This is a genomic window from Nonomuraea sp. NPDC050556, from assembly GCF_044457355.1.
Lineage (GTDB): Bacteria > Actinomycetota > Actinomycetes > Streptosporangiales > Streptosporangiaceae > Nonomuraea.
On record NZ_JBITGU010000001.1, the window covers coordinates 3,130,666 to 3,151,342 of the forward strand.

At 70.5% G+C, this 20,677-nt stretch carries 19 protein-coding genes; 8 read left to right on the plus strand and 11 right to left on the minus strand.

Annotated elements, in window-relative coordinates; translation table 11 throughout:
• Positions 1-55 precede the first annotated feature (55 nt).
• Entirely contained in the window at positions 56-1,663 is a 1,608-nt protein-coding gene (locus ACIBG8_RS14985; RefSeq protein ID WP_397343270.1) for a glycoside hydrolase family 27 protein, read from the plus strand.
• Between the two features lie 3 nt (positions 1,664-1,666).
• Here ACIBG8_RS14985 and ACIBG8_RS14990 read toward each other — a convergent pair whose 3' ends face one another.
• The 5 genes from ACIBG8_RS14990 to ACIBG8_RS15010 form a co-directional block, all read right to left on the minus strand.
• Complete coding sequence (locus ACIBG8_RS14990; RefSeq protein ID WP_397343271.1) at positions 1,667-2,686, minus strand: LacI family DNA-binding transcriptional regulator; 1,020 nt, start codon at positions 2,684-2,686, stop codon at positions 1,667-1,669.
• A 54-nt stretch (positions 2,687-2,740) separates the two neighbouring features.
• Positions 2,741-4,189: a glycoside hydrolase family 43 protein gene (locus ACIBG8_RS14995; RefSeq protein ID WP_397343272.1), complete on the minus strand. Its 1,449-nt coding sequence runs from the start codon at positions 4,187-4,189 to the stop codon at positions 2,741-2,743.
• 60 nt (positions 4,190-4,249) lie between these two features.
• Positions 4,250-6,256: a beta-galactosidase gene (locus tag ACIBG8_RS15000; protein WP_397343273.1), complete on the minus strand. Its 2,007-nt coding sequence runs from the start codon at positions 6,254-6,256 to the stop codon at positions 4,250-4,252.
• A 136-nt stretch (positions 6,257-6,392) separates the two neighbouring features.
• Entirely contained in the window at positions 6,393-6,536 is a 144-nt protein-coding gene (locus ACIBG8_RS15005; protein WP_397343274.1) for a hypothetical protein, read from the minus strand.
• 95 nt (positions 6,537-6,631) lie between these two features.
• On the minus strand, positions 6,632-7,234 hold the full coding sequence (locus ACIBG8_RS15010) for a nucleotidyltransferase domain-containing protein (protein WP_397343275.1): 603 nt from the start codon (positions 7,232-7,234) through the stop codon (positions 6,632-6,634).
• Positions 7,235-7,437: 203 nt separating this feature from the next.
• Between ACIBG8_RS15010 and ACIBG8_RS15015 the strand changes: the two genes are divergently transcribed.
• Genes ACIBG8_RS15015 through ACIBG8_RS15025 form a run of 3 tightly spaced genes read left to right on the plus strand, consistent with a single transcriptional unit; the run spans position 7,438 to position 12,472 of the window.
• Positions 7,438-10,767, plus strand: a complete 3,330-nt coding sequence (locus tag ACIBG8_RS15015) for an NPCBM/NEW2 domain-containing protein (RefSeq protein ID WP_397343276.1) — start codon at positions 7,438-7,440, stop codon at positions 10,765-10,767.
• A gap of 53 nt (positions 10,768-10,820) precedes the next feature.
• A complete protein-coding gene (locus ACIBG8_RS15020) occupies positions 10,821-11,924 on the plus strand; it encodes an AI-2E family transporter (protein ID WP_397343277.1) in 1,104 nt (367 codons plus the stop codon).
• Between the two features lie 41 nt (positions 11,925-11,965).
• The gene (locus ACIBG8_RS15025) at positions 11,966-12,472 is read left to right on the plus strand and encodes an SRPBCC family protein (RefSeq protein ID WP_397343278.1); all 507 of its coding nucleotides are present in this window, start codon (positions 11,966-11,968) and stop codon (positions 12,470-12,472) included.
• Here the strand turns inward: ACIBG8_RS15025 and ACIBG8_RS15030 are convergent.
• Positions 12,469-12,930: a VOC family protein gene (locus ACIBG8_RS15030; protein WP_397343279.1), complete on the minus strand. Its 462-nt coding sequence runs from the start codon at positions 12,928-12,930 to the stop codon at positions 12,469-12,471. The genes ACIBG8_RS15025 and ACIBG8_RS15030 overlap by 4 nt on opposite strands.
• Positions 12,927-13,460, minus strand: a complete 534-nt coding sequence (locus tag ACIBG8_RS15035; RefSeq protein ID WP_397343280.1) for a DinB family protein — start codon at positions 13,458-13,460, stop codon at positions 12,927-12,929. Before ACIBG8_RS15035 ends, ACIBG8_RS15030 begins: the two co-directional genes overlap by 4 nt.
• A 52-nt stretch (positions 13,461-13,512) precedes the next feature.
• Between ACIBG8_RS15035 and ACIBG8_RS15040 the strand changes: the two genes are divergently transcribed.
• On the plus strand, positions 13,513-14,475 hold the full coding sequence (locus ACIBG8_RS15040; protein ID WP_397343281.1) for a helix-turn-helix transcriptional regulator: 963 nt from the start codon (positions 13,513-13,515) through the stop codon (positions 14,473-14,475).
• Here the strand turns inward: ACIBG8_RS15040 and ACIBG8_RS15045 are convergent.
• On the minus strand, positions 14,411-15,004 hold the full coding sequence (locus ACIBG8_RS15045; RefSeq protein WP_397343282.1) for a helix-turn-helix domain-containing protein: 594 nt from the start codon (positions 15,002-15,004) through the stop codon (positions 14,411-14,413). The two genes, ACIBG8_RS15040 and ACIBG8_RS15045, sit on opposite strands and share 65 nt — an antisense overlap.
• A 74-nt stretch (positions 15,005-15,078) precedes the next feature.
• On the opposite strand from ACIBG8_RS15045, the gene ACIBG8_RS15050 reads away from it, so the two are divergent.
• Entirely contained in the window at positions 15,079-17,235 is a 2,157-nt protein-coding gene (locus tag ACIBG8_RS15050; RefSeq protein ID WP_397343283.1) for a M20/M25/M40 family metallo-hydrolase, read from the plus strand.
• On the opposite strand, the gene ACIBG8_RS15055 is transcribed toward ACIBG8_RS15050, so the two are convergent.
• Positions 17,236-18,411, minus strand: a complete 1,176-nt coding sequence (locus tag ACIBG8_RS15055; RefSeq protein WP_397343284.1) for an FAD-dependent oxidoreductase — start codon at positions 18,409-18,411, stop codon at positions 17,236-17,238.
• Complete coding sequence (locus ACIBG8_RS15060; protein ID WP_397343285.1) at positions 18,408-18,938, minus strand: TetR/AcrR family transcriptional regulator; 531 nt, start codon at positions 18,936-18,938, stop codon at positions 18,408-18,410. The genes ACIBG8_RS15055 and ACIBG8_RS15060 overlap by 4 nt, the downstream gene beginning before the upstream one ends.
• A 102-nt stretch (positions 18,939-19,040) precedes the next feature.
• Here ACIBG8_RS15060 and ACIBG8_RS15065 point away from each other — a divergent pair, with 102 nt between their 5' ends.
• The gene (locus tag ACIBG8_RS15065) at positions 19,041-19,673 is read left to right on the plus strand and encodes an MFS transporter (protein WP_397343286.1); all 633 of its coding nucleotides are present in this window, start codon (positions 19,041-19,043) and stop codon (positions 19,671-19,673) included.
• Complete coding sequence (locus ACIBG8_RS15070; protein ID WP_397343287.1) at positions 19,619-20,131, plus strand: copper resistance protein CopC; 513 nt, start codon at positions 19,619-19,621, stop codon at positions 20,129-20,131. Before ACIBG8_RS15065 ends, ACIBG8_RS15070 begins: the two co-directional genes overlap by 55 nt.
• A gap of 1 nt (position 20,132) precedes the next feature.
• On the opposite strand, the gene def is transcribed toward ACIBG8_RS15070, so the two are convergent.
• Positions 20,133-20,666, minus strand: a complete 534-nt coding sequence (gene def / locus ACIBG8_RS15075; protein WP_397343288.1) for a peptide deformylase — start codon at positions 20,664-20,666, stop codon at positions 20,133-20,135.
• Positions 20,667-20,677 lie beyond the last annotated feature (11 nt).

Here is a 20,677-nt window from a genome sequence, read left to right on the forward strand (position 1 = left end):
CGGGCCGGGCTCGGTGCTTCGCCGAGCCCGGCCCCCTTCTCCGAGGAGCGACAAGATGCTCGCAAGACTGGTGGCACTAGCGGCCCTGACCGTGGCCCTGCTCCCCGCCACCCAGGCCCAGGCGCTGGAGAACGGCGTGGGCCGCACCCCGCCGATGGGATGGAACACCTGGAACACCTTCGGCTGCAACATCAGCGAGGCGCTGATCCGCCAGACCGCCGACGCGATGGTCAGCTCCGGCATGGCCGCCCTCGGGTACCAGTACGTCGTCGTCGACGACTGCTGGTTCAACCCGGCGCGGGACTCCGCGGGAAACCTCCAGGCCAACCCGTCGCGATTCCCGAGCGGCATGAAGGCCCTCGGCGACTACCTGCACGCGCGGGGCCTGAAGTTCGGCCTCTACCAGGCGCCCCTGGACCGCACGTGCGCCCAGTACTTCAACTCCTATCCCGGCGCGACCGGCAGTCTCAACCACGAGGCCCAGGACGCGCGGCAGTTCGCCGCCTGGGGCGTCGACTATCTCAAGTACGACTGGTGCTCACCCACCGGGACCATCGACGACCAGGTGCGCGCCTTCGCGAAGATGCGCGACGCCCTGGCGGCCACCGGGCGGCCGATCCTCTACAGCATCAACTCCAACAGCATCCACGAGAAGACCGGCCCCCAGCGGAACTGGGGTGACGTCGCCAACATCTGGCGCACGACCGAGGACATCACCAACGTCTGGAACTCCGGCCAGACCAACGGCTACCCGATGGGCATCCAGAACATCGTCAACGTCAACGCGCCCCTGTCGGGCTACGCCAAGCCGGGGCAGTTCAACGACCCCGACATGATGGTGGTCGGCCGCGGCGGCATGACGGACACCGAGATGCGCAGCCACTTCGCCCTCTGGGCGATCATGGCCGCACCGCTGATCGCGGGCAACGACATGCGGAACATGGACTCCGCGACCGCAACGATCATGAAGAACCAGAACCTGATCGCCGTCAACCAGGACCCGCTCGGCCTCCAGGCCACCCAGATCGGCAATGACGGCACCCGCCGCATCCTGGCCAAGCGGCTGAGCGGCGGCGACGTCGCCGTCGCGCTGTTCAACCAGGGCGGCAGCACGACGACGATCAGCACCACCGCCTCGGCGATCGGCCTGTCCGGCACCTCGTTCAGCCTGCGTGAGGCCTGGACGAACGCCGTCACCTCGACCACCGGGGCCATCTCGGCGAGCGTGCCGTCCCACGGCACCGTGGTGTTCCGGGTCAGCGGCGGAACGCCCAACCCCGCGTCCCGGATCCAGGGCGTGGGGTCGGGACGATGCCTCGACGTCACCGGGGCGTCCCAGACCAACGGGACGCGGGTGGCGATCTGGGACTGCCACCAGCAGAGCAACCAGCAGTGGACCTCCACGGCTGCCGGTGAGCTGCGCGTCTACGGGAACAAGTGCCTGGACGCGAACAACAACGGCACCGCCGACGGCACCAGCGTGATCATCTGGGACTGCAACGGGCAGAACAACCAGAAGTGGCGCTTCAACGCCGACGGCAGCATCACCGCCCTGGGCGCGAACAAGTGCCTGGACGTGCCGGGCAACGCCACGGCCAACGGCGTCAACCTGCAGATCTGGACGTGCAACGGCGCCGTCAACCAACGATGGACCCGCGTCTGACGGTCAGCCCTTGGGCGGGGCCGTACTCTCACGGACCGTGAGCGTGGTGGCGATCTCCAGGCCGACCTGGGGAACCGGCTCGCCGCGACCCATGGCCAGGGCCAGCTCGGTGGCGGCGTCCGCCATCTCGCTCAGCGGCTGGTGAACCGTGGTCAGCGGCGGGTCGACCCAGGCGACGACCGGAAGGTCGTCGTAGCCGACCACGCTCAGGTCGCCGGGGATGGACAGCCCGAGCTCGCGAGCGGCCTGGTAGACGCCGAGCGCCTGCAGGTCGTTCGCGGTGAAGATCGCCGTCGGCCGGTCGGCCCCGGACAGGAGGTCGCGCGCCGCCGCGCAGCCGCCCTCGCGGGTGAGGGGGGCGCGGACCAGGAGATCAGGCTCGGCCGGGACGTCGGCCTCGGCCAGCGCGGACAGGTAGCCGGCGACCCGGGCGCGGCAGAAGGGGTGGTCCGGGCCGCTGATCATGGCGATGCGGCGGTGTCCCAGGTCGAGCAGGTGCCGGGTCGCCGCCTGGCCGCCACGCCAGTTCGTGGCGCCCACGAAGGGGACGTCGTCCGGCAGGTCGTCGATCGGGTCGAAGACGACGAACGGGATGCCCTTGGCCTTCAGCTTCTCGCGTTCCGAGGCGGAGAGCTGGGCGACGGACAGGACGCAGCTGGGGCGGCGGCCGACCGTGTCGTCGATGGTCGTGGCGGTGGAGTCGTGGAGGGCGAACGCCGACACCATGACCCCGACCCGGTTCTTGCGCGCCGCCCGCTCGACGCCGCGGATGATCTCGATGCCCCACATGTTCTCGAGCTCGCGGAACACCAGCTCGACGACGCTGTTCCTGTTGTTTCCCGGCTTGCGGTAGCCGTACTGGTCGATCAGCTTCTCGATCTTGGCGCGGGTCGCGGCCGAGACCCCGGAGCGGCCGTTGAGCACCTTGGACACGGTGGGGACCGAGACGCCCGCCGACTCGGCAATGTAGGCGATGGTGACGGAGCCCGGCCCCTCGTCGTGCGCGCCCTGCTCCTCGGTCACGAGGAAACTATAGAGCAAGTGGAAGAGAAACTTTCCCTAGGCTGCTGGACGGTTTTATGGCGTTCCTTCCTTGAGGACCTCGTAGGTGAACCAGTCGAAGTGCACGCTGCCCGCCGCGGCGTACATACCGATCACCCGGCCGGTGAAACCGCCTGCCACCTCGGTGGACAGGTAGCGCCCGTCGAGCCCGGCCAGCACGCCGACACCTTCGACGCCGAAGAAGAGCCTGTCCGGCCCGTCGCACGGGTCGCCGGGATCCTGGCGTTCGCTGTTCTCGACGGTCAGCACCAGCGGGCCCTCGGGCGGCGCGTGTTCCGCCACCACGGTCCGCACCGGGCCGATCCTGGCGATGACCTGGACCCGGCCCTCCGCCGCCTCGATCTCGTAGTGGTGCCGCTCGTCGAGGCGGACCGCCAGGCCGCCGCGCCCCTGCGCCGGGTCGATCAGGGTCCTGGCGCGCCACCTCGGGTTCTGCGCGCGGTGGCCGGCGAAGGTAGCGTCGCGCTCGTCCAGGGAGGCGCCGCGGGCGCGGAGCGTCAGCCAGCCAGGCCGTTCCTCGGTGGTGCACAGGTCCGCCGCGCGGCTGCGCAGCGAGATCCAGCTGTGCCGCAGCCCGGCCAGGTCGAAGTCGTCGCCGAAGGAGCCGGGCGGGGTGCCGTCGACGATCTCGCCGACGACCGGCCAGCCGTCCGCCCAGGTGACCGGGGCCAGGAAGGTCTCGCGGCCCAGGACGTGCCAGCCGGGTGTGCCTCCGCCCGGCCGTACCCCGAGAAAGACCATCCACCAGCTCCCGTCGGAGGCCTGGACGAGGTCGGCGTGGCCGGTGTTCTGGACCGGGTGGTGGGTGCCGCGGTGGGTCAGGATCGGGTTGGCCGGGCACGGCTCGAACGGGCCGTCCGGCGCGGGTCCGCGGGCGATCGAGACGGCGTGGCCCCGCTCGGTGCCGCCCTCGGCGATCATCAGGTACCAGTGGTCGCCGATCCTGTAGAGGTGGGGCGCTTCCGGCGCCAGCGCGCCCTCCGTCCCCGACCAGACCTGGTGCGGCTCGCCGTACGTCCGGCCGGAGAGCGGGTCGAGGCGCACCTGCGCGCCTCCGGCGGTCGTGCACCAGCAGGTGCCGTCGTCGTCCCAGGCCAGGTCGGGGTCGATGCCGTGGACGCCGGGTAAGGGGATCGGGTCTGACCAGGGACCGGCCGGGTCGGTGGCGGTGAACAGGACGTTTTCCCCTGCGGCCACGACGGTGACGATGAGCCAGAAACGTCCGTCGTGGTGGCGGATGGTGGGCGCGTAGACCCCGCCGGAGGAGTGGGTGTCCGTGGTCATGGGCAGCTGGCTGGGGCGTTCCAGGGCGTTGCCGATCTGCGTCCATCGCACGAGGTCGCGGCTGTGGAAGAGGGGGACGCCGGGGAAGTACTCGAAGCTGGAGCAGGCGAGGTAGTAGTCGTCGCCGACGCGGCAGACGCTGGGATCAGGATGGAATCCGGAAATTACAGGGTTAGGCACCCCTTGCGGTCCTTTCATGGGAGGCGGAGTAGTGGACGAGGGAACACTGACCCCAGGTGATCATGGTTCCTTCCTCAGTACGGCGCAGCCACCGGCGGGCAGTTCCTCGGCCAGGTCTCCGGTCAGCAGGTCGAAGGCGGGCTCGGGCAGGCGGACGGCGGCGGTCGTGTGGTTGAGGACGAACCTCCAGGCGCCACGGGTGACGGTCTCGACACCGGCCACCCTGGACGTGCCCCCGGCCAGCCGGGTGATCAGGGCGGCGTAGCCGGGGTCGTCGAGCCGCGTCGACAGGTACCAGCCCTCGCCCGCGCCGAAGCGGTGCCGGGTGAGCGCGGGTTTCCCCGCGAGCATGCCGTGGGTGTAGGTGGCGACGGCCTCTGCGCCCCTGAGCTGGAGCGACTCGCTCCACACCGTGGCCTGGACACCGTCCGACAGGACGATCCGCTCGCCGTACCGCAGCGGCCTGGGTTCCTCGACGCGGATGCCCAGCGCCTCGCGCAGCGGCAGGGCGGGGTAGCCGCCGAGCCTGGCGTGGAGGCGGTCGTCGACGACGCCGGTGAAGTGCTGGACGAGCAGCGTTCCGCCGCCCGCGACGTACCCGCGCAGGTTCTCCGCCCCGGCGTCGGAGAGCAGGAACAGCGCGGGAGCCACCACGAGCCGGTAGGGGCTGAGGTCGTGCGACGGATGGGCGAAGTCGGCCGTGATCCCGGCGTCCCACAGCGCGCGGTGGGTACGGCGGAGCGAACCGAGGTAGTCGAGCTCCTTCGAGGGCAGCCCGTCGACCTCCAGCGCCCACCAGGCGTCCGAGTCGTGCAACACGGCCACCTGCGCGGTGACCGTCGACCCAGCCACCTCGCCGAGCCGCTCCACCGCCTCACCGACTGCCCGGACCTCGCGGAAGATCCGGCTGTCCGCCCCCGCGTGCGGCAGCATCGCCGAGTGCCACGTCTCGGACCCGGCGCGCGACTGCCGCCACTGGAAGAACAGCGCGCCCTCGGAGCCGCGGGCGATGTGGCCGATCGTGTGGCGCAGGATCTCGCCGGGCTCCTTGCCCAGGATCCTGTCGCCGTCGTAGACGGTGCTGGCGCCCTGCTCCATCAGCAGCCAGGGCCGCCCGCCCGCGAAGGAGCGGGCCCGGTCGGCGGCGAACGCGGTGTCGGCCGCCGCGTCGAGGCCGGGGGCGTCCGGGTAGTGGTCGATGGCCACCACGTCCACCTCGCGGCCCAGCGCCCACAGGTCCAGGTTCTGGTAGCCGGGGAGCATCATGTTGGTCGTCACCGGGCGGTCGCTGTGCGCGCGGATCGCGTCGCGCTGCTCGCGGAAGGCGGTCAGGACCAGGTCGGACCAGAACCGCCTGAAGTCCAGGTGCTGGCCCGGGTTGCGGTGCCAGTTGGTGGCGCGCGGCGGCAGCACCTGCTCCCAGCGGCCGTAGCGCTGGCTCCAGAACGCCGTGCCCCACGCCTCGTTGAGCACCTCCAGCGACCCGTGGCGCTCCTGGAGCCATTCGCGGAACGCCTCAGCGGTGTGGTCGCACCAGCAGAGCGTGGCGTACTCGTTGTGCACGTGCCACATGGCGACGGCCGGGTGCCTGCCGTACCGCTCCGCCAGGGCCGTGGCGATGTCCCGCGCGGCGCTCCGGTAGGCGGGGGCGGCCAGGCAGTAGGTGTCGCGGCTGCCGTGGATGTGACGGACGCCGTCCTCCTTGACGGGCATGGCGTCGGGGTGGGCCAGGGTGAACCACGGGGGCGGGGAGGCGGTGGGGGTGGCCAGGTCCGCCGCGACGCCGTTGGCGTGGAGCCGGTCGAGGTGGGCGTCGAGCCAGGCGAAGTCGTAGCGGCCCTCCTCGGGTTCCAGCAGCGACCAGGAGAAGACGCCGACGGTCGCCAGGTTGACCCTGGCGAGGCGCATGAGCGCGTCGTCTTCCTTCCAGACCGTCTCGTCCCACTGCTCGGGGTTGTAGTCGCCGCCGAAGAACATCGTGCTCCCAGGTGCTTTCACGGATCGTCGGGGTGGGGCTCGCCCGCCGCGCACGGAGGCGGGGACGAGGTCGTCGAAGCGCTTCAACAATGCCGCGAGACTAATGACATGTTTCAGGCAAGACAAGGGCAACCAATAAACGAAAGTTTCCCTACGGTGCACTCTTGACGGGGGACGGCCCGCCCCGAGCCGCGGGCCGTGAGGTTGGGCAAGCCCTGACGAGGGTTCAGGTGAGGAAGGTGACGTAGAGCAGGTACACGTTCAGGGCGATGATCATCGTGGCGATGCCGCCCGCCGCGGCGTTCGTCAGGCGGTTGTTCACGAACGAGCCCATGATGTCGGCGCGCCGGGTCAGCAGCAGCAGCGGCACCAGGGCGAACGGGATGCCGAACGGCTCGCCGGTCGCCGCCCCACCGTGCCCGCCGTGGTCGAGCTGCCGAGCGGCACGAAGGCCCGGCTGACCTGTCAGCCGCGCAGGCGGTCGCGCCAGGGGTGCGTGCCGAACTCGATCGCGAGCATCTGGTCGAGCCACAGGCGTTGCTGCCCGGTCAGGACGGGTAGCACCTCGGCGAAGTCCTGCTCGTCCTTGGGGCGGCGGGCCTTGGACTTGAAGAGGAGCTGGACCTCCGGCGACAGGCGCACGAAGCCGTCCTCGGCGATGCCCAGGGACGCGAGCGGGCGGCGGATGCGGGCGTCGCGGCGGTAGATCCACTCGGCGCCGTCGGCCTCGTCCACCATGAGCTGGAATCGCCACGGGCCGTCGGGGGTCTCGCGGATCCAGATGTCGTGCACGTGTTCCGGCAGCACCTCGTCGATCTCCCACAGCCGGAACTCGCCGGAGTCGACCAGCTGCACGTCCCATCCCGCGAGGTGGCGGCGCATCGCGAGCTGGTCACGGCGCAGGACCGAGATGTCGACGTCGCCGTGCTCCCGGAAGGAGCGGCCGACGGCCAGCTCGATCGCGTATCCGCCGCTGACCCACCAGGACGCCTCCAGTCCCTGTAACAGCGCGACGACTTCGGTCAGTGAAGCGGGTTCCCACGGGCCCCACGGGGTCTCTGTTCTCACTGGATCATGATGGCACCCCTGGGACGTTACCCGTTGAATTGCAAGAGTTCAATGAAAGTTTTCGCTCGATCACACAATGGGTCTTGACAGTGATCCAGCAGAAGTACTCAATAGGCAACACAGTCCAACGTCTTCCAACGTTGCGCACGGCCGGAGGTACCCCGGCCGGGTACCCCCCAGAGGCTGAAAGGAATCGATCGCTCATGCGTCGATCGAGTCGTGCGCTGATTGTCCTCTTAACGTCGGCCCTCGCCGCGCTCGCCCTTCCCGGCGTGCCCGCGCAGGCGGCCGGGCCGTACGTCGTCGAAGCCGAGAACATGGCGCTGACCAACTTCACGACCACGACCGTCACCCACACCTTCAACGGCGCGGCGGTCGAGACCGTCACCTATGCCCAGGGCGTTTCCGGGCAGACGAGCACCGCCGCCAAGTCCTTCACCGGGGCGTCGGGAACCTACGACATCATCACCCGCTACAACGGAAAGACCGCGGGCGGAGTGACCTATTCGATCGCGGTGAACTCCACCACCGTGGATTCGTGGGCGATTTCCCGGCGGAACGGCGGCGACTTCACCGATCCGGTGAACATCGACACGCACACCTCCAGCAGGGTCACGCTCAATGCGGGTGACACCGTCAAGCTGACCGCCGTTTCCTCAGGCGACGTGCCGCGCGTCGACCGGTTGACGATCCAGGAATACGTCGGCCCACCGGCGAGCACGCTCACCCTCGATTCGCCGAACGCGACGCTGAACGACGGTTTCGCGTGGGGCAGGAATCGCGCGCTCGGCATGGCGTTCTATCCCGGGAACCCGATGATGGGGCACGAGACGGAATGGTGGCGTCTCAAGGACGCCACGCACACGACGACGGTCCCCGGCTACTGGGGTTCCTACGTCCAGCGCGAGGCCTTCTACAACCGGGACATCGCCCACCAGTCGGATGGCGCGCACGTCCTCGGCCTGGACGCCGAGACGCTCAGCATGATGAGGACGTTCGCCGCGGACGCCGACGACCCCGGCCAGAACGGCTGGCCGCTGTGGGCGCACAGTTCCGCCGGGGCCATGTATTACGTCGACGGCACCGGTTTCCGTGAACTGCCGTCGCCGTTCAACGTGATGGCCAAGGCGTACAAGCAGTATCTGTGGACGGGCGATTCCACCTGGCTCAACGATCCGGCCCTTTCCGCTTACTACGACTCGACCATGGGTTCCTTCCTGACCGGTCACGAGGTCACGTGGAACGACGCGAATCCGTCGGCCGAGCAGCCGGTGGCGAAGAAGCAGAACGGGGAGTACACGGCGACGTTCTTCGAGTTCCCCAACGAGAATCTCGTCGCGGCGGCAGACGCGCTCGGTTACCAGTACCAGTCGATGGTGGCGTACGCCGAGATTCTCAAGGCGAAGGGCGACAACGCCGGCAGCGCGAAATGGGCCGGTCGCGCCCAGCGGGTGCGCGACCACTTCGAGGCGAGCTGGTGGGACGCTGCCAACAACCGCTACATCCGCGGAAAGGACGCCGCGGGCACCGGCTACAGCAGCTGGGGCCACGAGGCCAGCTTCCTGATGATGCTGACGGGACTCGGCGACCACGGCCCCAGAACCGGCGCCTACCTCGACTTCATCGCCGCCAACGACGACAACCTGAACGTCGAGGCGACCTCTTACCTGCCGGAGATGTACTACCAGTACAACCGCCCCACTGAGGGCTGGGCGTGGCTGAAGAAGCTCATGACCGATAGGAACGACTACCCGGAAATCTCGTTCATGGCCGTCAGCAGCACCGTCGACGGGATGATGGGCGTGCAACCGGACGCCCCGAACCACAAGGTGGCCACCGTCCCCCGGCTGACGTCAGAAGTGCCCTGGGTGGAGATCGACCACCTTAAGGTCGGCGGCAACGACCTGAAGCTCAAGCACACCGGCACGACGGGTTCCACGCTGACCAACAACTCCGGCGGCGCCCTCACCTGGGAGGCGCAGTTCTACGGGACCCTCGCCTCGATCAGCGTGAACGGCACCCCGCAGACGCCGCAGACCAGGTCCTTGTACGGCAGGACCGTGTCGTACGTGACCGTGCCGGTGGCGACCGGCGCCACCGTGACCGCCACCGCGGGCGCCACGGGCGGCGACACCCAGGCGCCGACGGCACCGGCCAACCTCACCTCGAACGGTTCGACGTCGAACAGTGCGACGCTGAGCTGGACGGCGTCGACCGACAACGTCGGCGTGACCGGCTACAGCGTCTACCGCGGCGCCACGCTGGCCGGTTCGACGACGGGCACGAGCTTCACGGCGACCGGACTCGACGCGTCGTCGACGTACACCTTCACCGTGAAGGCGAGCGACGCCGCCGAGAACGTCTCACCCGCCAGTAACCCGGTCACCGTCACCACCGCCATCAGCGGAACCGGGCAGACGGCCGCGCTGAGCGACCTCACCTGGGCCGGAGCCACGACCGACTTCGGCACCGTGCGCAAGGACCGGAGCGTGGGAGCGAACCCCATCAAACTCGCCGGGACCACGTACGCCAAGGGCATCGGCACGCACGCCAACAGCACCGTCACCTACACACTGAACGGCGCCTACGACCGGTTCCAGTCGGACGTCGGCGTCGACGACGAGGTCACCGCGAACGCGACGGTCAGGTTCCAGGTCTGGGGCGACGGCGTCAAGCTGTACGAGAGCCCGGCGGCGATGACGCCGTCGAGCGCGACGCAGTCCGTCGACGTCGGCATCGCCGGGGTGACCTCGCTGGTGCTGAAGGTGACCGACGCGGGCGACGGCATCAACAGCGACCACGCCGACTGGGCCAACGCCAAGCTCGTCGGCGACACCCAGGCACCGACGGCCCCTGCCAACCTCACGTCGAACGGTTCGACGTCGAACAGTGCGACGCTGAGCTGGACGGCGTCGACCGACAACGTCGGGGTGACCGGCTACGACGTCTACCGGGGGACGGTCCTGGCCGGTTCCGCGACGGGCACGAGCTTCACGGCGACCGGGCTGGCGGCCGGCACGCCGTACACCTTCACGGTGAAGGCGCGGGACGCGGCGGGCAACGTGTCGGCCGCCAGCAACGCGGTGACCGTCACCACCTCCGGAGGCGGCGGCGCGGTGTTCCTCAGCGACCTGAACTGGACCGGCACCCCGACGATCGGGTACGGCACCGTCCACGAGGACGCCAGCGTGGACGGGCACACCCTCACCCTGAACGGCACCGCGTACGCCAAGGGCGTCGGCACGCACGCGACGAGCAGCATCACCTACACGCTCGGCGGCACCTACCAGCGGTTCCAGTCGGACGTGGGCGTCGACGACGAGGTCGGGGCGAACGCGACCATCCGCTTCGAGGTCTGGGGCGACGGCGTCAAGCTGTACGGGAGCCCGGCGGTGATGACGCCGTCGAGCGCCGCGCAGCACGTCGACGTCAGCGTGGCCGGGGTGACGACGCTCGTGCTGAAGGTGACCGACGCGGGCGACGGCATCAACAGCGACCACGCCGACTGGGCGGGGGCAAAACTCACCCGATAGGTAGATACCGCCCGGTTGGGGCAGTGAGGGCTTCTCATGTTCAGGGAGCCCTCATGACCACCGATCACATCCCCGCCCAAGCCCCCGCGGAGGAGCCCACACCGGCGCTGCCGTTCGGGAAGCCGGGACGCCCGTTCGGCAGCAGCCCGTTCATCTTCGGCTTCACCGCCGCGCTCGGGGTGCTGACCGCCTGGCTGCTCGTCCAGGCGCTCACGGCGACCGCCTCGATGCTGGTCCTGATCATCGTGTCGCTGTTCCTGGCCATCGGCCTGGACCCGGCCGTGCGCTGGCTGCAGGGGCATGGGTTACCCCGCTGGGCGGCCATCTCGACGGTGTTCGCCGGGGTGATCCTGCTGTTCGCCGGGTTCGGCCTGGCCATCGTCCCGGCGGTGTCGGAGCAGGCCGGGCAGTTCGTCGAGCAGCTGCCCGGCTACATCCAGCAGCTGCAGAACAACCCGCAGGTGCGCGACCTGGACCGGCGCTTCGGGCTGCTCGAACACCTGCAGACGTATCTGACCAGCGGGGACCTCGGCAAGCAGGTGTTCGGCGGGCTGCTCGGCGCGGCCGGCATCGTGGTCAGCGCGGTGTTCACCGCGCTGACCGTGCTCATCCTCACCCTGTATTTCCTGGCCTCCCTGCGTACGGTCACCCGTACCACCTACCGGCTCATCCCCCGATCGCGCCGCGAGCGGGTGCAGCTGCTCGGCGACGAGATCTTCAACCAGGTGGGCGGGTATGTGGCGGGGAACCTGTTCATCTCGCTCATCGCCGGGGTGACGACGTTCATCTTCCTGGCGATCGCGGGCGTGCCGTACGCGCTGCCGCTGGCCATCATCGTGGCCATCACGGACCTGATCCCGATGATCGGCGCGGGCATCGGGGCGGCGGTGGCCATCATGGTCTCGCTGTTCGTGTCGATGCCGGTCGCGATCGCCACGCTGATCTTCTTCGTGGTGTACCAGCAGATCGAGAACTACCTGATCGCGCCGAGGGTGATGAAGTCCACCGTCAACGTGCCCGCCGCCGCGACCATCGTGGCGGCGCTCATCGGGGGCGCGTTGCTGGGCGTCGTCGGCGCGCTGCTGGCGATCCCGGTCGCCGCGGCGCTCCACCTGATCCTCCGCGAAGTCCTCCTCCCCCGCCAGGACCGCCACTGACCACGGTTAGCCGTCGCAGGCCAGGGGCAGGGGTCGTGGTCATGAGCACCATCGAGTACTCCGTAGACGTCCAGGTCCCGATCAGCGCCACCTATCACCAGTGGACGCGGTTCGAGACGTTCCCCGAGTTCATGGAAGGGGTGGAGTCGGTCGAGCAGCAGACCGCCACACGCGCGACCTGGCTGGCGGAGATCGCCGGTGTCAAGCGCGAGTTCACCACCGAGATCACCGAGCAGACCCCCGACCGGCGCGTCGCCTGGCGCACCCTCGACCGCCCGCACCACGCGGGAGCCGTCACCTTCCACCCCGTCAACGCCGCCACCACCCGCGTGACGCTCCAGATGGAGTACGACCCCGAGGGCTTCGTCGAGACCGCCGGCGACTGGCTCCAGCTCGTCCGCCTGCGCGTCGAGGGCGACATGCGCCGGTTCAAGGAGTTCATGGAGACGCGCGGCGACGCCCCCGAGGGCTCGGAGCCCCACACCCGCAGCCGGGACAGCGACACGGCCCCGCTGCCCGGCACCGGGTACCCGACCTCCGACGGCTAGTCCAGGCAGAACTCGTTGCCCTCAGGGTCGGTCATCACGATGAAGCCGTAGCTCAGCGGAGCCTCAGGCTCGAACCGCTGCACTCGCTTGCCGCCCAGCCCGACGAGCCGGTCGCACTCGGCCTCCAGCGCCGCCATCCGCTCCTCCCCCTGCAGCCCGGGGGCAGCGCGGACGTCGAGGTGGACGCGGTTCTTCCCGGCCTTGTCCTCAGGCACCTGCTGGAAGAACAGCCGCGGCCCCTCCCCTGCCGGGTCTTCGAGGGCCGAGCGGGTGTTGCGCTCCTCCACCGGGACGCCGGCCCGCTCCAGGAATTCCGCCCACGCCGCCAGCGGGTCGGCGCCCTCGGGCAGGTCGACCCCGGGCGGGCCGGGGTGGACGTAACCCAGGACCTCGCGCCAGAAGATCGACAGGGCCTGCGGGTCGCGGGCGTCGAAGGTGATCTGGATCTCACGGCTCATCGGACGGCTCCCGTTCTCGTGTGCGTGTAGAGGTCGCGCAGCAGGCAGACCTCGGACAGGTGGTGGATCAGCTCGCGGTTGATGTGCAGGATCAGGTCGGCCATGGACGCCTCCGGGTAGGGCTCCTTCTCCCCGACAAGGGCTCCGAGATCGGCGCCGCGCACCCCGGCCAGCCAGACGTCGAGCTGCGTGTCGAGCTGGTCAAGGGCCGCTGCCGCGCCTCCGGCGTACGGCCAGGTGTCGTAGGAGGCGGCGGGCGCCCCGAAGTGCGCCGCGTTGCGCGCGGCCAGCACCCCGACGATGACGTGGCCGAGCCGCCAGGCGATCGTGGTGAACGGCGCGGGCACCGGTGGGGGATAGACGTAGTCGATCGTGAAGCCACCCGGAGCGGGCCGTACGTTCCAGGCGTCCCGCACCGGCGACCAGAAGTACTCCTCGTCGGTCAGGCCGTCGAGCCTGGCCCTGACCTGCATGTTCCAGTGGGCCTCCCACTGCTCGCGCAGCGTCTGGTTCCAGTCGAGTTCGTCCATGCGGCCACCCTGCCACCTCTAGCGGACAGGATCGGTCCGCTATTCTGCGGACGTGGACGACGAGCGGGGTACGACGGAGCGCGTGCTCACCCTCCTCGGGCTGTTGCAGCAGCGCCAGGTGTGGACCGGGCCCGAGCTCGCCGACCGGCTCGGCGTCACGCCGCGCACGGTGCGGCGCGACGTCGAACGGCTGCGCGCGCTCGGCTACCGGGTGCACGCCAGCCAGGGGGTCGGCGGCGGCTACCAGCTCGGCCCAGGTCAGGACCTGCCGCCGCTGCTGCTCGACGACGAGGAGGCCATCGCGACCGTGGTCTCGCTGCTCGCCGGGGCCGGCGGCGCGGTCGCGGGAGCCGGTGACGCGGCGCTGCGCGCGCTGACCAAGCTCGACCAGGTGCTGCCCGCCCGGTTGCGGCACGAGGCGCGGGCGCTGTCGGACTCGGTGGAGTCCTTCGGCGGTGGCCGCACTCCGGTCGACCCCGAGGTGCTCATGACGCTCGCCAGGGCCTGCAGGGACGAGGTCGAGGCGGGTTTCGACTACCCGTCAGGAGGCGGGGTACGGCGGCGCCGGGCCGAGCCGTACCGGCTGGTGGCCTCGGATCGGCGGTGGTACCTCCTGGCCTTCGACCTCGATCGCGACGACTGGCGGAGCTTCCGCGTCGACAGGATGACCTCGGTGTCCGCGCGGACCTGGCACTTCCTGCCGCGCGCCGCGCCGGACGCGGCAGCCTACGTGCAGGAGAGCGTGGCGAGCCGGGTCTACCCGCACCAGGCCCGCTTCCTCGTGCGCGCCCCTGCGGACACGGTGCGCGCGCAGATCCCCGCGTCGGCGGCCGTCGTACGGCAGCGCGGCGCGGACTGCGAGGTGATCAGCGGGGCCGCGAGCCTCGACTTCGTGCTCCTGCACGTGCTCCTGCTGGGCCACGACTTCGAGGTGCTCGACCCGCCGGAGCTCAGGGACCGCTGTCAGGCACTGGCCCAGCGCCTGCTGGCGGCTGCTCGGACGCGGGCATCGTGAAGAACCGCACGAACACCGGCTGAGCCCCGGGCGAGGCGTCCTCCGGCGTGCGGCCGAACCTGGACAGCAGCTCCATGTACGCCTCGAAGAACTCGCCGAGCTCCTCCTTGGTCAGGTGGGTGAGCCCGCGGGAGGCCTTCGCCCACTCGCCGTAGCGCCGATGGTCGCGGAAGAAGCGCCGCGCGAGCTGCAACTCCTCCTCGACCTTGAACTCGGTGATCTCGTCGAGGAGCTGCTGCGACTCCTCGTCGAGCTGGTCGGCCGAGGGCCACCGCAGGTCGCGGCTGATCTGCCGCCACCAGCGCTCACGCCCGGTGGACCGCTCGGGGATCTCCTCGATGAACCCGTTGCTCTCGAGCTGGCGCAGGTGGTAGCTGAGCGTCCCGGTGTTCTCGCCGAGCGCCCGGCCGAGCGTCGTGGACGTGGCCGGGCCGTGGATGCCGAGGTGCTGCAGGATCCGCTGCCGCAGCGGATGGCCGAGCGCCTTGAGCGCACCTGGATCACTGAGCTGCCGGATTCTGTTCCCCACGCCGACGAGCCTACAACCTTCGGGCCGACATTGCAGAATTTTCGCTGCAGCATTTCTTCTGCAATACTCCGGCGATGAGACTCACCGCCTTGTGCCTGCTTCTGCTGATCGCCGTCGGCGCGATCTGGGACACCACCCCGACCGGCACCCCGCACAGCGAGTTCAGCGCGCAGCGCGCCTTCGCCCAGGTCGAGCGCTTCGCCGTCAAACCCCATCCGGTCGGCACCGCCGAGCACACCCGGGTACGCGAGTACCTCGTCGGCGAGTTAAGACAGCTCGGCCTGAAGCCGGAGGTGCACGAGGCGGTCGGCGTCTCCCCGATCGACGGCAAGGGCGACCCCGTCACCGCGGGACGCGTCTTCAACATCGTCACCGTGATCCCCGGCACCGCCCCCACCGGCCGTGTCTTCGTCACCGCCCACTACGACTCGGTCCCCGAGGGGCCGGGCGCCAACGACGACGGAGCCGGTACGGCCAGCGCCATCGAAACGGCCAGGGCGCTGGTCACCGGCGGCACCCGGCTGCGCAACGACGTCGTGTTCCTCATCACCGACGCCGAGGAGGCCGGGCTTCTGGGCTCCGAGGCGTTCGTCCACAGCCACCCGCTGGCCAAGGGGCCGAGCGTCGTGCTCAACAACGAGGCGCGGGGTTCCAAGGGGCCGGTGCTGATGTTCCGCAGCACGGAGCCGAACTCCGGCCTGATCTCCACGTTCGGCTCAGCCGCGCCCATGCCCGTGGCCGACTCGGTGTACGCCGAGCTGATGAAGCTGCTCAACAACGACACCGACTTCACCGCCTTCAAGCCCGGCGGGATGCCCGTGCTCGACTCCGCCTACGCCAACGGCGGCACGCTGTACCACAGCATCCTGGACGACCCGGCGCACGTCGACCGGGCCGCGCTGCAGCAGATGGGCGACAACACGCTGGAGCTCGTGCGCGCGTTCGGCGCCGCCGACCTGGCGCGGCTGTCCGGCGGCGGCGACCTGGTCTACTTCAACGTCCCGCCCGGCCTGCTGGTCCGCTACCCGGCCTGGGCGGCCACCGCGCTGGGCGCGCTCGGCCTACTGGCGGCGCTGGCCCTGGTCTTCCTGTCCCGCCGTCGCGGCGCTGCCACCCTGGCGGGCACCGGGCTCGCGCTGGTTCCGATCGGGCTCGGCGTGGGCGCGGGCGTCTACTTCTGGGACCTGATCAAGGCGCTGCGTCCCGCGTTCAGCGGAACCGCCACGTCGACGCCGTACCAGCCGGAGCTGTTGTGGCTGGCCGTCCTCATGCTGGCCGTGACGATCGTGCTCTCCTGGTACGGCCTGCTGCGGCGGAAGGTCGGCGCGGCGGAGCTGGCGCTGGGCATGGTGATCTGGGTGGCGCTGATCGGGTTCGCCCTCGGGATCGTCTCGCCCGGCGCGTCGCACCTGGCGTCCTGGCCCGCGTTGGGGGCGTCACTGGGCGGGCTGGCGGCCCTCCGTTGCGCGCCGCGCTGGCGCATCCCCGTTCTGACCGCCGGGCTCGTGCCCGCCGCGCTGATCCTGCTGCCCAGCGCGTGGAACACGCTGCCGACGGGCCTGAAGTACGCGGGATACGCACCCGTGCCGCTGACGATCCTGTTCTGCGGGCTGCTGCTGCCGCTGATCGAGGAGGTCTGGCCGCGCAGGCGCACCCCGCTGGTCCCGCTGACCGCGCTTGCCGTCTCGATCGCGCTGGTGGCGGCGGGCGTGCTGACCGAGCCGGTCGACCGGGCGCACCCGCGTCGGACCACCCTGTCCTACAGCCTCGACGCGGACACCGGCCAGGCCGTCTGGCTGACCTCGAAGTCCCCAGACCCGTGGGCAAGCCAGTACGGCGGCGCGAACGGCGCTGCGAAGCCCGCCGCGCTGGCCGCGCCCTCGCTGCGGGTGCTCGCGGACACGACCGCGCAGGGCGTGCGGACCCTGCGCGTCCGCATCCGCTCGGAACGCGGCGCGAACCTGGTCGGCCTGCGAGCGGACGGCCTTCTCTCCCTGACCGTCGAGGGCCGCTCCCTGACGCCAGGCCCCGCTGGCTTCGTCTTCCACGCACCGGGAACGGCCGGGGTGGAGGTGACGCTGACCGTCAAGGAGCCCAAGCTCCTGGTGCGGGTCACCGACGTGGACCGGGATCCCCTCGCGCTGTCCGCCCTCCCCGGCTTCGTCGCCCCGCCGGACTGGCTGTTCCTCGCCGACACGGGGATCTCGGTCGCCAAGGGCTACACCCTCTGATCACTCGTCCTGGAAGACCGCCCTGCGCAGGGGCGGCACCAGGCCGCAGAGGCGGAAGAAGCCCCTGGCGACCGTGCGGACGATCCGGCTCGGCAGTACGGCCAGCCAGAGGTAACGCATCGACTCCCCCACGGCGGCGAAGCCCGTCTTGAGCATCTCGGCCTCGTAGGCGGCGATCGCCGGCACGAGCTCGGCCCTGCCCTGGTCGATGTCGGCCAGGGCGCGGCACAGGAGGCGGGCGTCGTGCAGGGCGGCGTTTCCCCCCATGCCGCCCACGGGAGGCATCGCGTGGATCGCGTCGCCCAGCAGCGTGACGTTGGTGCTGGGCCACGGCTTCACCTTCGCCGTCGTGGTGAAGTCGAACCGCTCGACCACCTCGGACTCGCGCACGAGCCTGCGCAGGACCGGGTGCCAGCCCGCCATGCGCCGCTCCACGAACGCGTGCGGCTCCCCCGCGTAGTGGCGGCGGTTGGCGACGAACGCCCACAGGACGTACCCCTGGTCCTTCCTGTTCCTGGGGCGGTAGACGGCGGTGAACAGGAAGTCGCGTTTCGGCAGGACGAGGTTCTTGCGTGCGGCGAGCCGCGGATCCAGCCACCGCCCGGTCTCCTCGGTGAGCGGCAACCTGCCGCCGATGCCCACGCCGGGCGCGGCCGAGGTCCTCACCTGCGGCAGCAACTGGCCGCGCACGCGGGACCTGACTCCGTCCGCCCCCACCAGCACGTCGCCGACCGCGGTGTCCCCGTCGGCGAAGTGCGCGACCACCTTCCCGTCGTCCGTGTGCGAGTAGCGGACGAACTCCTTGCCGAACCGCACGTCCAGCCCGGTCAGCAGGACGTCGCGGAGCGTGGTCCTGTCGAGCGCGTGGGTGCCGTGTGCGGGGTCGGCCGCCTCAGCGCCGCGTTCGATCATCAGCTCGCCGAGCTGCTCGGTGAGCACCCCCATCCCCGGCCCCGGATCGCCGCCGGTGACCATCAGCCTCTCCCACAGCTCGGCGGGCAGGCACGCGTGGAGGGCCGCGCTCCCCACCGGCTCGATGTTGAGCCGGTATCCCTGGAGCCGCGCGTCGGGAGAGCCGTCCCGCTCGTAGACCACGACGTTCACCCCGGAACGGCGCAGCCCCTGGGCCAGGCAGAGCCCGCCGATGCCGCCTCCGGCCACGATGACGTCGATCATCTGATGATCAGCTCCTCGAGTTGCCGCAGGACCGCCCGCGCGGTCTCCGGTCGCAGGCTCGCGCCCTTGACGGTGGCGATCACCAGGTCCGCTCCCGCCGCCGGGGTCAGCCCGGCGGCCCAGGCGTCCTCCTGACGGAACACCTCGGTGAGCGCGGCCCGCCAGCCCCGCTCCCGCTCGTCGATGACCGCGCGCAGGGCGGGGTCGCGGGTGGCGCGGACGTCGAGCTCGCGCAGCACCGAGTGCAGCTCCGGGCGCTGCTCGATCATCTCCGCCAGCGCGCCGAGGTGGGCCCTGAGGCGGTCGGCCGCCTCGCCCTCGGCGGGGGTGGTGGACCTGAACTGGCCGGTGGCGTGGTCCACCACCGCGGTGATCAGGTCCTGCTTGGCCGGGAAGTGGTGGTGGATCGTGGAGTGGTCGATGCCCACGTCCGTCGCCACGTCTCGCAGGCGCAGGCCGTCGAAGCCGTGCCGGGTGATCCGGTCGTAGGCGGCCTGGACGAGGGCCTCCCGGCGTTCCGGCCCCATGGGCGGGCGTCCTCTTCTTTTGGTTTCCATGGCTCCCACAATTAATTCACCAACCAGTTGGTGAATTAATAGCACGGGCGGGGGAGATCGGGCAAACGTGGCATGATGACGGTTGTGTCCCCCGCTCTGCGTCTCCTGCGGGCCGCCGTGTTCGCGGTGGCGTGCGTGCTGGTCACCGCGGGTGGGCACCTGTTCGCCGGTGGCTCCGCCGTACCCGCTGGGGTGATCTTCGCGGCGGGCGCCGGGGCGCTGGGGATGGCCTACGGGCTCAACGGGCGCGAGCTCGGCCGGGGGACGATCCTGGCGCTGACGACCGCCGCCCAGGCCTGCCTGCACGCGCTGTTCGCGTGGGCCGCTCCCGCCTCGGCCGTCTACTCGGCACACGGGCATCTCAAGGTGGGCATGGTGCTGGTGCACCTGACCGCGGCCCTACTGACCGGCTGGTGGCTGCATCGGGGCGAGAGCGCGCTCTGGCTGCTGCTGCGGCTGTGGGGGGCCGCGCCGCTCACCGTCCTGGCCTGGCTCCTGGGTGACGAGCTCGTGGTGCGGGTACGGCACGCCGTACCTGCCAGGACGCCCGACTCCTGCTCCCCCTGGGATCGGCAGGCGCGCCTGCGTCTGCGCGGACCTCCCGTGAGACCGAAGTTTCTTTTCGGTTCTTACTCAGCTGGGAGTCCACGATGCACCATGTCCGACGTTTCCTGCTGGCGGCCGTCTGCGGCGGCATCCTGCTGATGTCCGCCTCGCCCGCCCTCGCCCACGACAGTCTCAAGAGCAGCTCACCCGCCAAGGACGCCAGGGTGGACGCCGTGAAGGAGATCACCCTCGAGTACTCCGCCCGCGTCCGGTTCCCCTTCGTCGTGTTGCACGACACGGCGGGCAGGAAGATCGCGCTCGGTGAGCCGCGCGCCGACGGCCCCAAGGTGATCACCGAGGTCGGCGAGAAGCTGCCGCCGGGCGCCTACGTGATCGCCTGGCGGGTGGTGTCCTCCGACGGCCACCCGATCGAGGGCGAGATCCCGTTCACCGTCATGGGCGCGGCCTCGCCCGGTTCCTCCGCCCCGGCCGCGTCGGCCACCTCAGCCTCGTCGTCCGAGAGCCGGGGCATCCCGGTCTGGGTGTGGGTGACCGGCGGGGTGCTGCTGCTGGCCGGGGTGGGGCTGGCGCTCCGGTCCAGGCGCAGCGGCACCTAGGTCAGGACTGCGCGGGCTCGTTCTGGCGGTCGTGGTACTCCGCCAGGACGGCCTTGCGCGCCGCCGCCGACAGGCGGTCGATGTAGAGCATGCCGTCCAGGTGGTCGGTCTCGTGCTGGAGGCAGCGGGCCAGGGTCCCCGTCCCGTGCACGGTGACCGGCGCGCCCGTCACGTCGAAGCCGTGGCAGGTGGCCAGGTCGGGGCGGCCGACGACGGCGCGCGGGCCGGGCACCGACAGGCAGCCCTCGTCGCCGGTGTCGAGCTTGCGCTCCCCCACGGCGGGCAGCTCCAGGCGCGGGTTGACGATCACGCCCTTCCGCATGACGTCGTCGGCGTCCGGGCAGTCGTAGACGAAGACGCGCAGGTCCACGCCGATCTGGTTGGCCGCCAGGCCCACGCCTCTGGCCGCGTACATGCTCGCGAACATGTCCTCGACCAGCAGGGCCAGGTCGTCGTCGAAGTGCTCGACGGGGCGGCACGGGGTGTGCAGCACCGGGGTTCCGACAAGGGTGATGGGGCGAGCCGTACCAGTCATGAACAAACCCT

What these genes read in the sequence shown, in the direction of transcription:
- ACIBG8_RS14985 (WP_397343270.1), top strand. Translation starts at nt 56, where the DNA reads ATGCTCGCAAGACTGGTGGCACTAGCGGCCCTGACCGTGGCCCTGCTC.
- ACIBG8_RS15015 (WP_397343276.1), top strand. Translation starts at nt 7,438, where the DNA reads ATGCGTCGATCGAGTCGTGCGCTGATTGTCCTCTTAACGTCGGCCCTC.
- ACIBG8_RS15020 (WP_397343277.1), top strand. Translation starts at nt 10,821, where the DNA reads ATGACCACCGATCACATCCCCGCCCAAGCCCCCGCGGAGGAGCCCACA.
- ACIBG8_RS15025 (WP_397343278.1), top strand. Translation starts at nt 11,966, where the DNA reads ATGAGCACCATCGAGTACTCCGTAGACGTCCAGGTCCCGATCAGCGCC.
- ACIBG8_RS15030 (WP_397343279.1), bottom strand. Translation starts at nt 12,930, where the DNA reads ATGAGCCGTGAGATCCAGATCACCTTCGACGCCCGCGACCCGCAGGCC.
- ACIBG8_RS15035 (WP_397343280.1), bottom strand. Translation starts at nt 13,460, where the DNA reads ATGGACGAACTCGACTGGAACCAGACGCTGCGCGAGCAGTGGGAGGCC.
- ACIBG8_RS15050 (WP_397343283.1), top strand. Translation starts at nt 15,079, where the DNA reads ATGAGACTCACCGCCTTGTGCCTGCTTCTGCTGATCGCCGTCGGCGCG.
- ACIBG8_RS15055 (WP_397343284.1), bottom strand. Translation starts at nt 18,411, where the DNA reads ATGATCGACGTCATCGTGGCCGGAGGCGGCATCGGCGGGCTCTGCCTG.
- ACIBG8_RS15060 (WP_397343285.1), bottom strand. Translation starts at nt 18,938, where the DNA reads ATGGGGCCGGAACGCCGGGAGGCCCTCGTCCAGGCCGCCTACGACCGG.
- ACIBG8_RS15065 (WP_397343286.1), top strand. Translation starts at nt 19,041, where the DNA reads ATGATGACGGTTGTGTCCCCCGCTCTGCGTCTCCTGCGGGCCGCCGTG.
- ACIBG8_RS15070 (WP_397343287.1), top strand. Translation starts at nt 19,619, where the DNA reads ATGCACCATGTCCGACGTTTCCTGCTGGCGGCCGTCTGCGGCGGCATC.
- def (WP_397343288.1), bottom strand. Translation starts at nt 20,666, where the DNA reads ATGACTGGTACGGCTCGCCCCATCACCCTTGTCGGAACCCCGGTGCTG.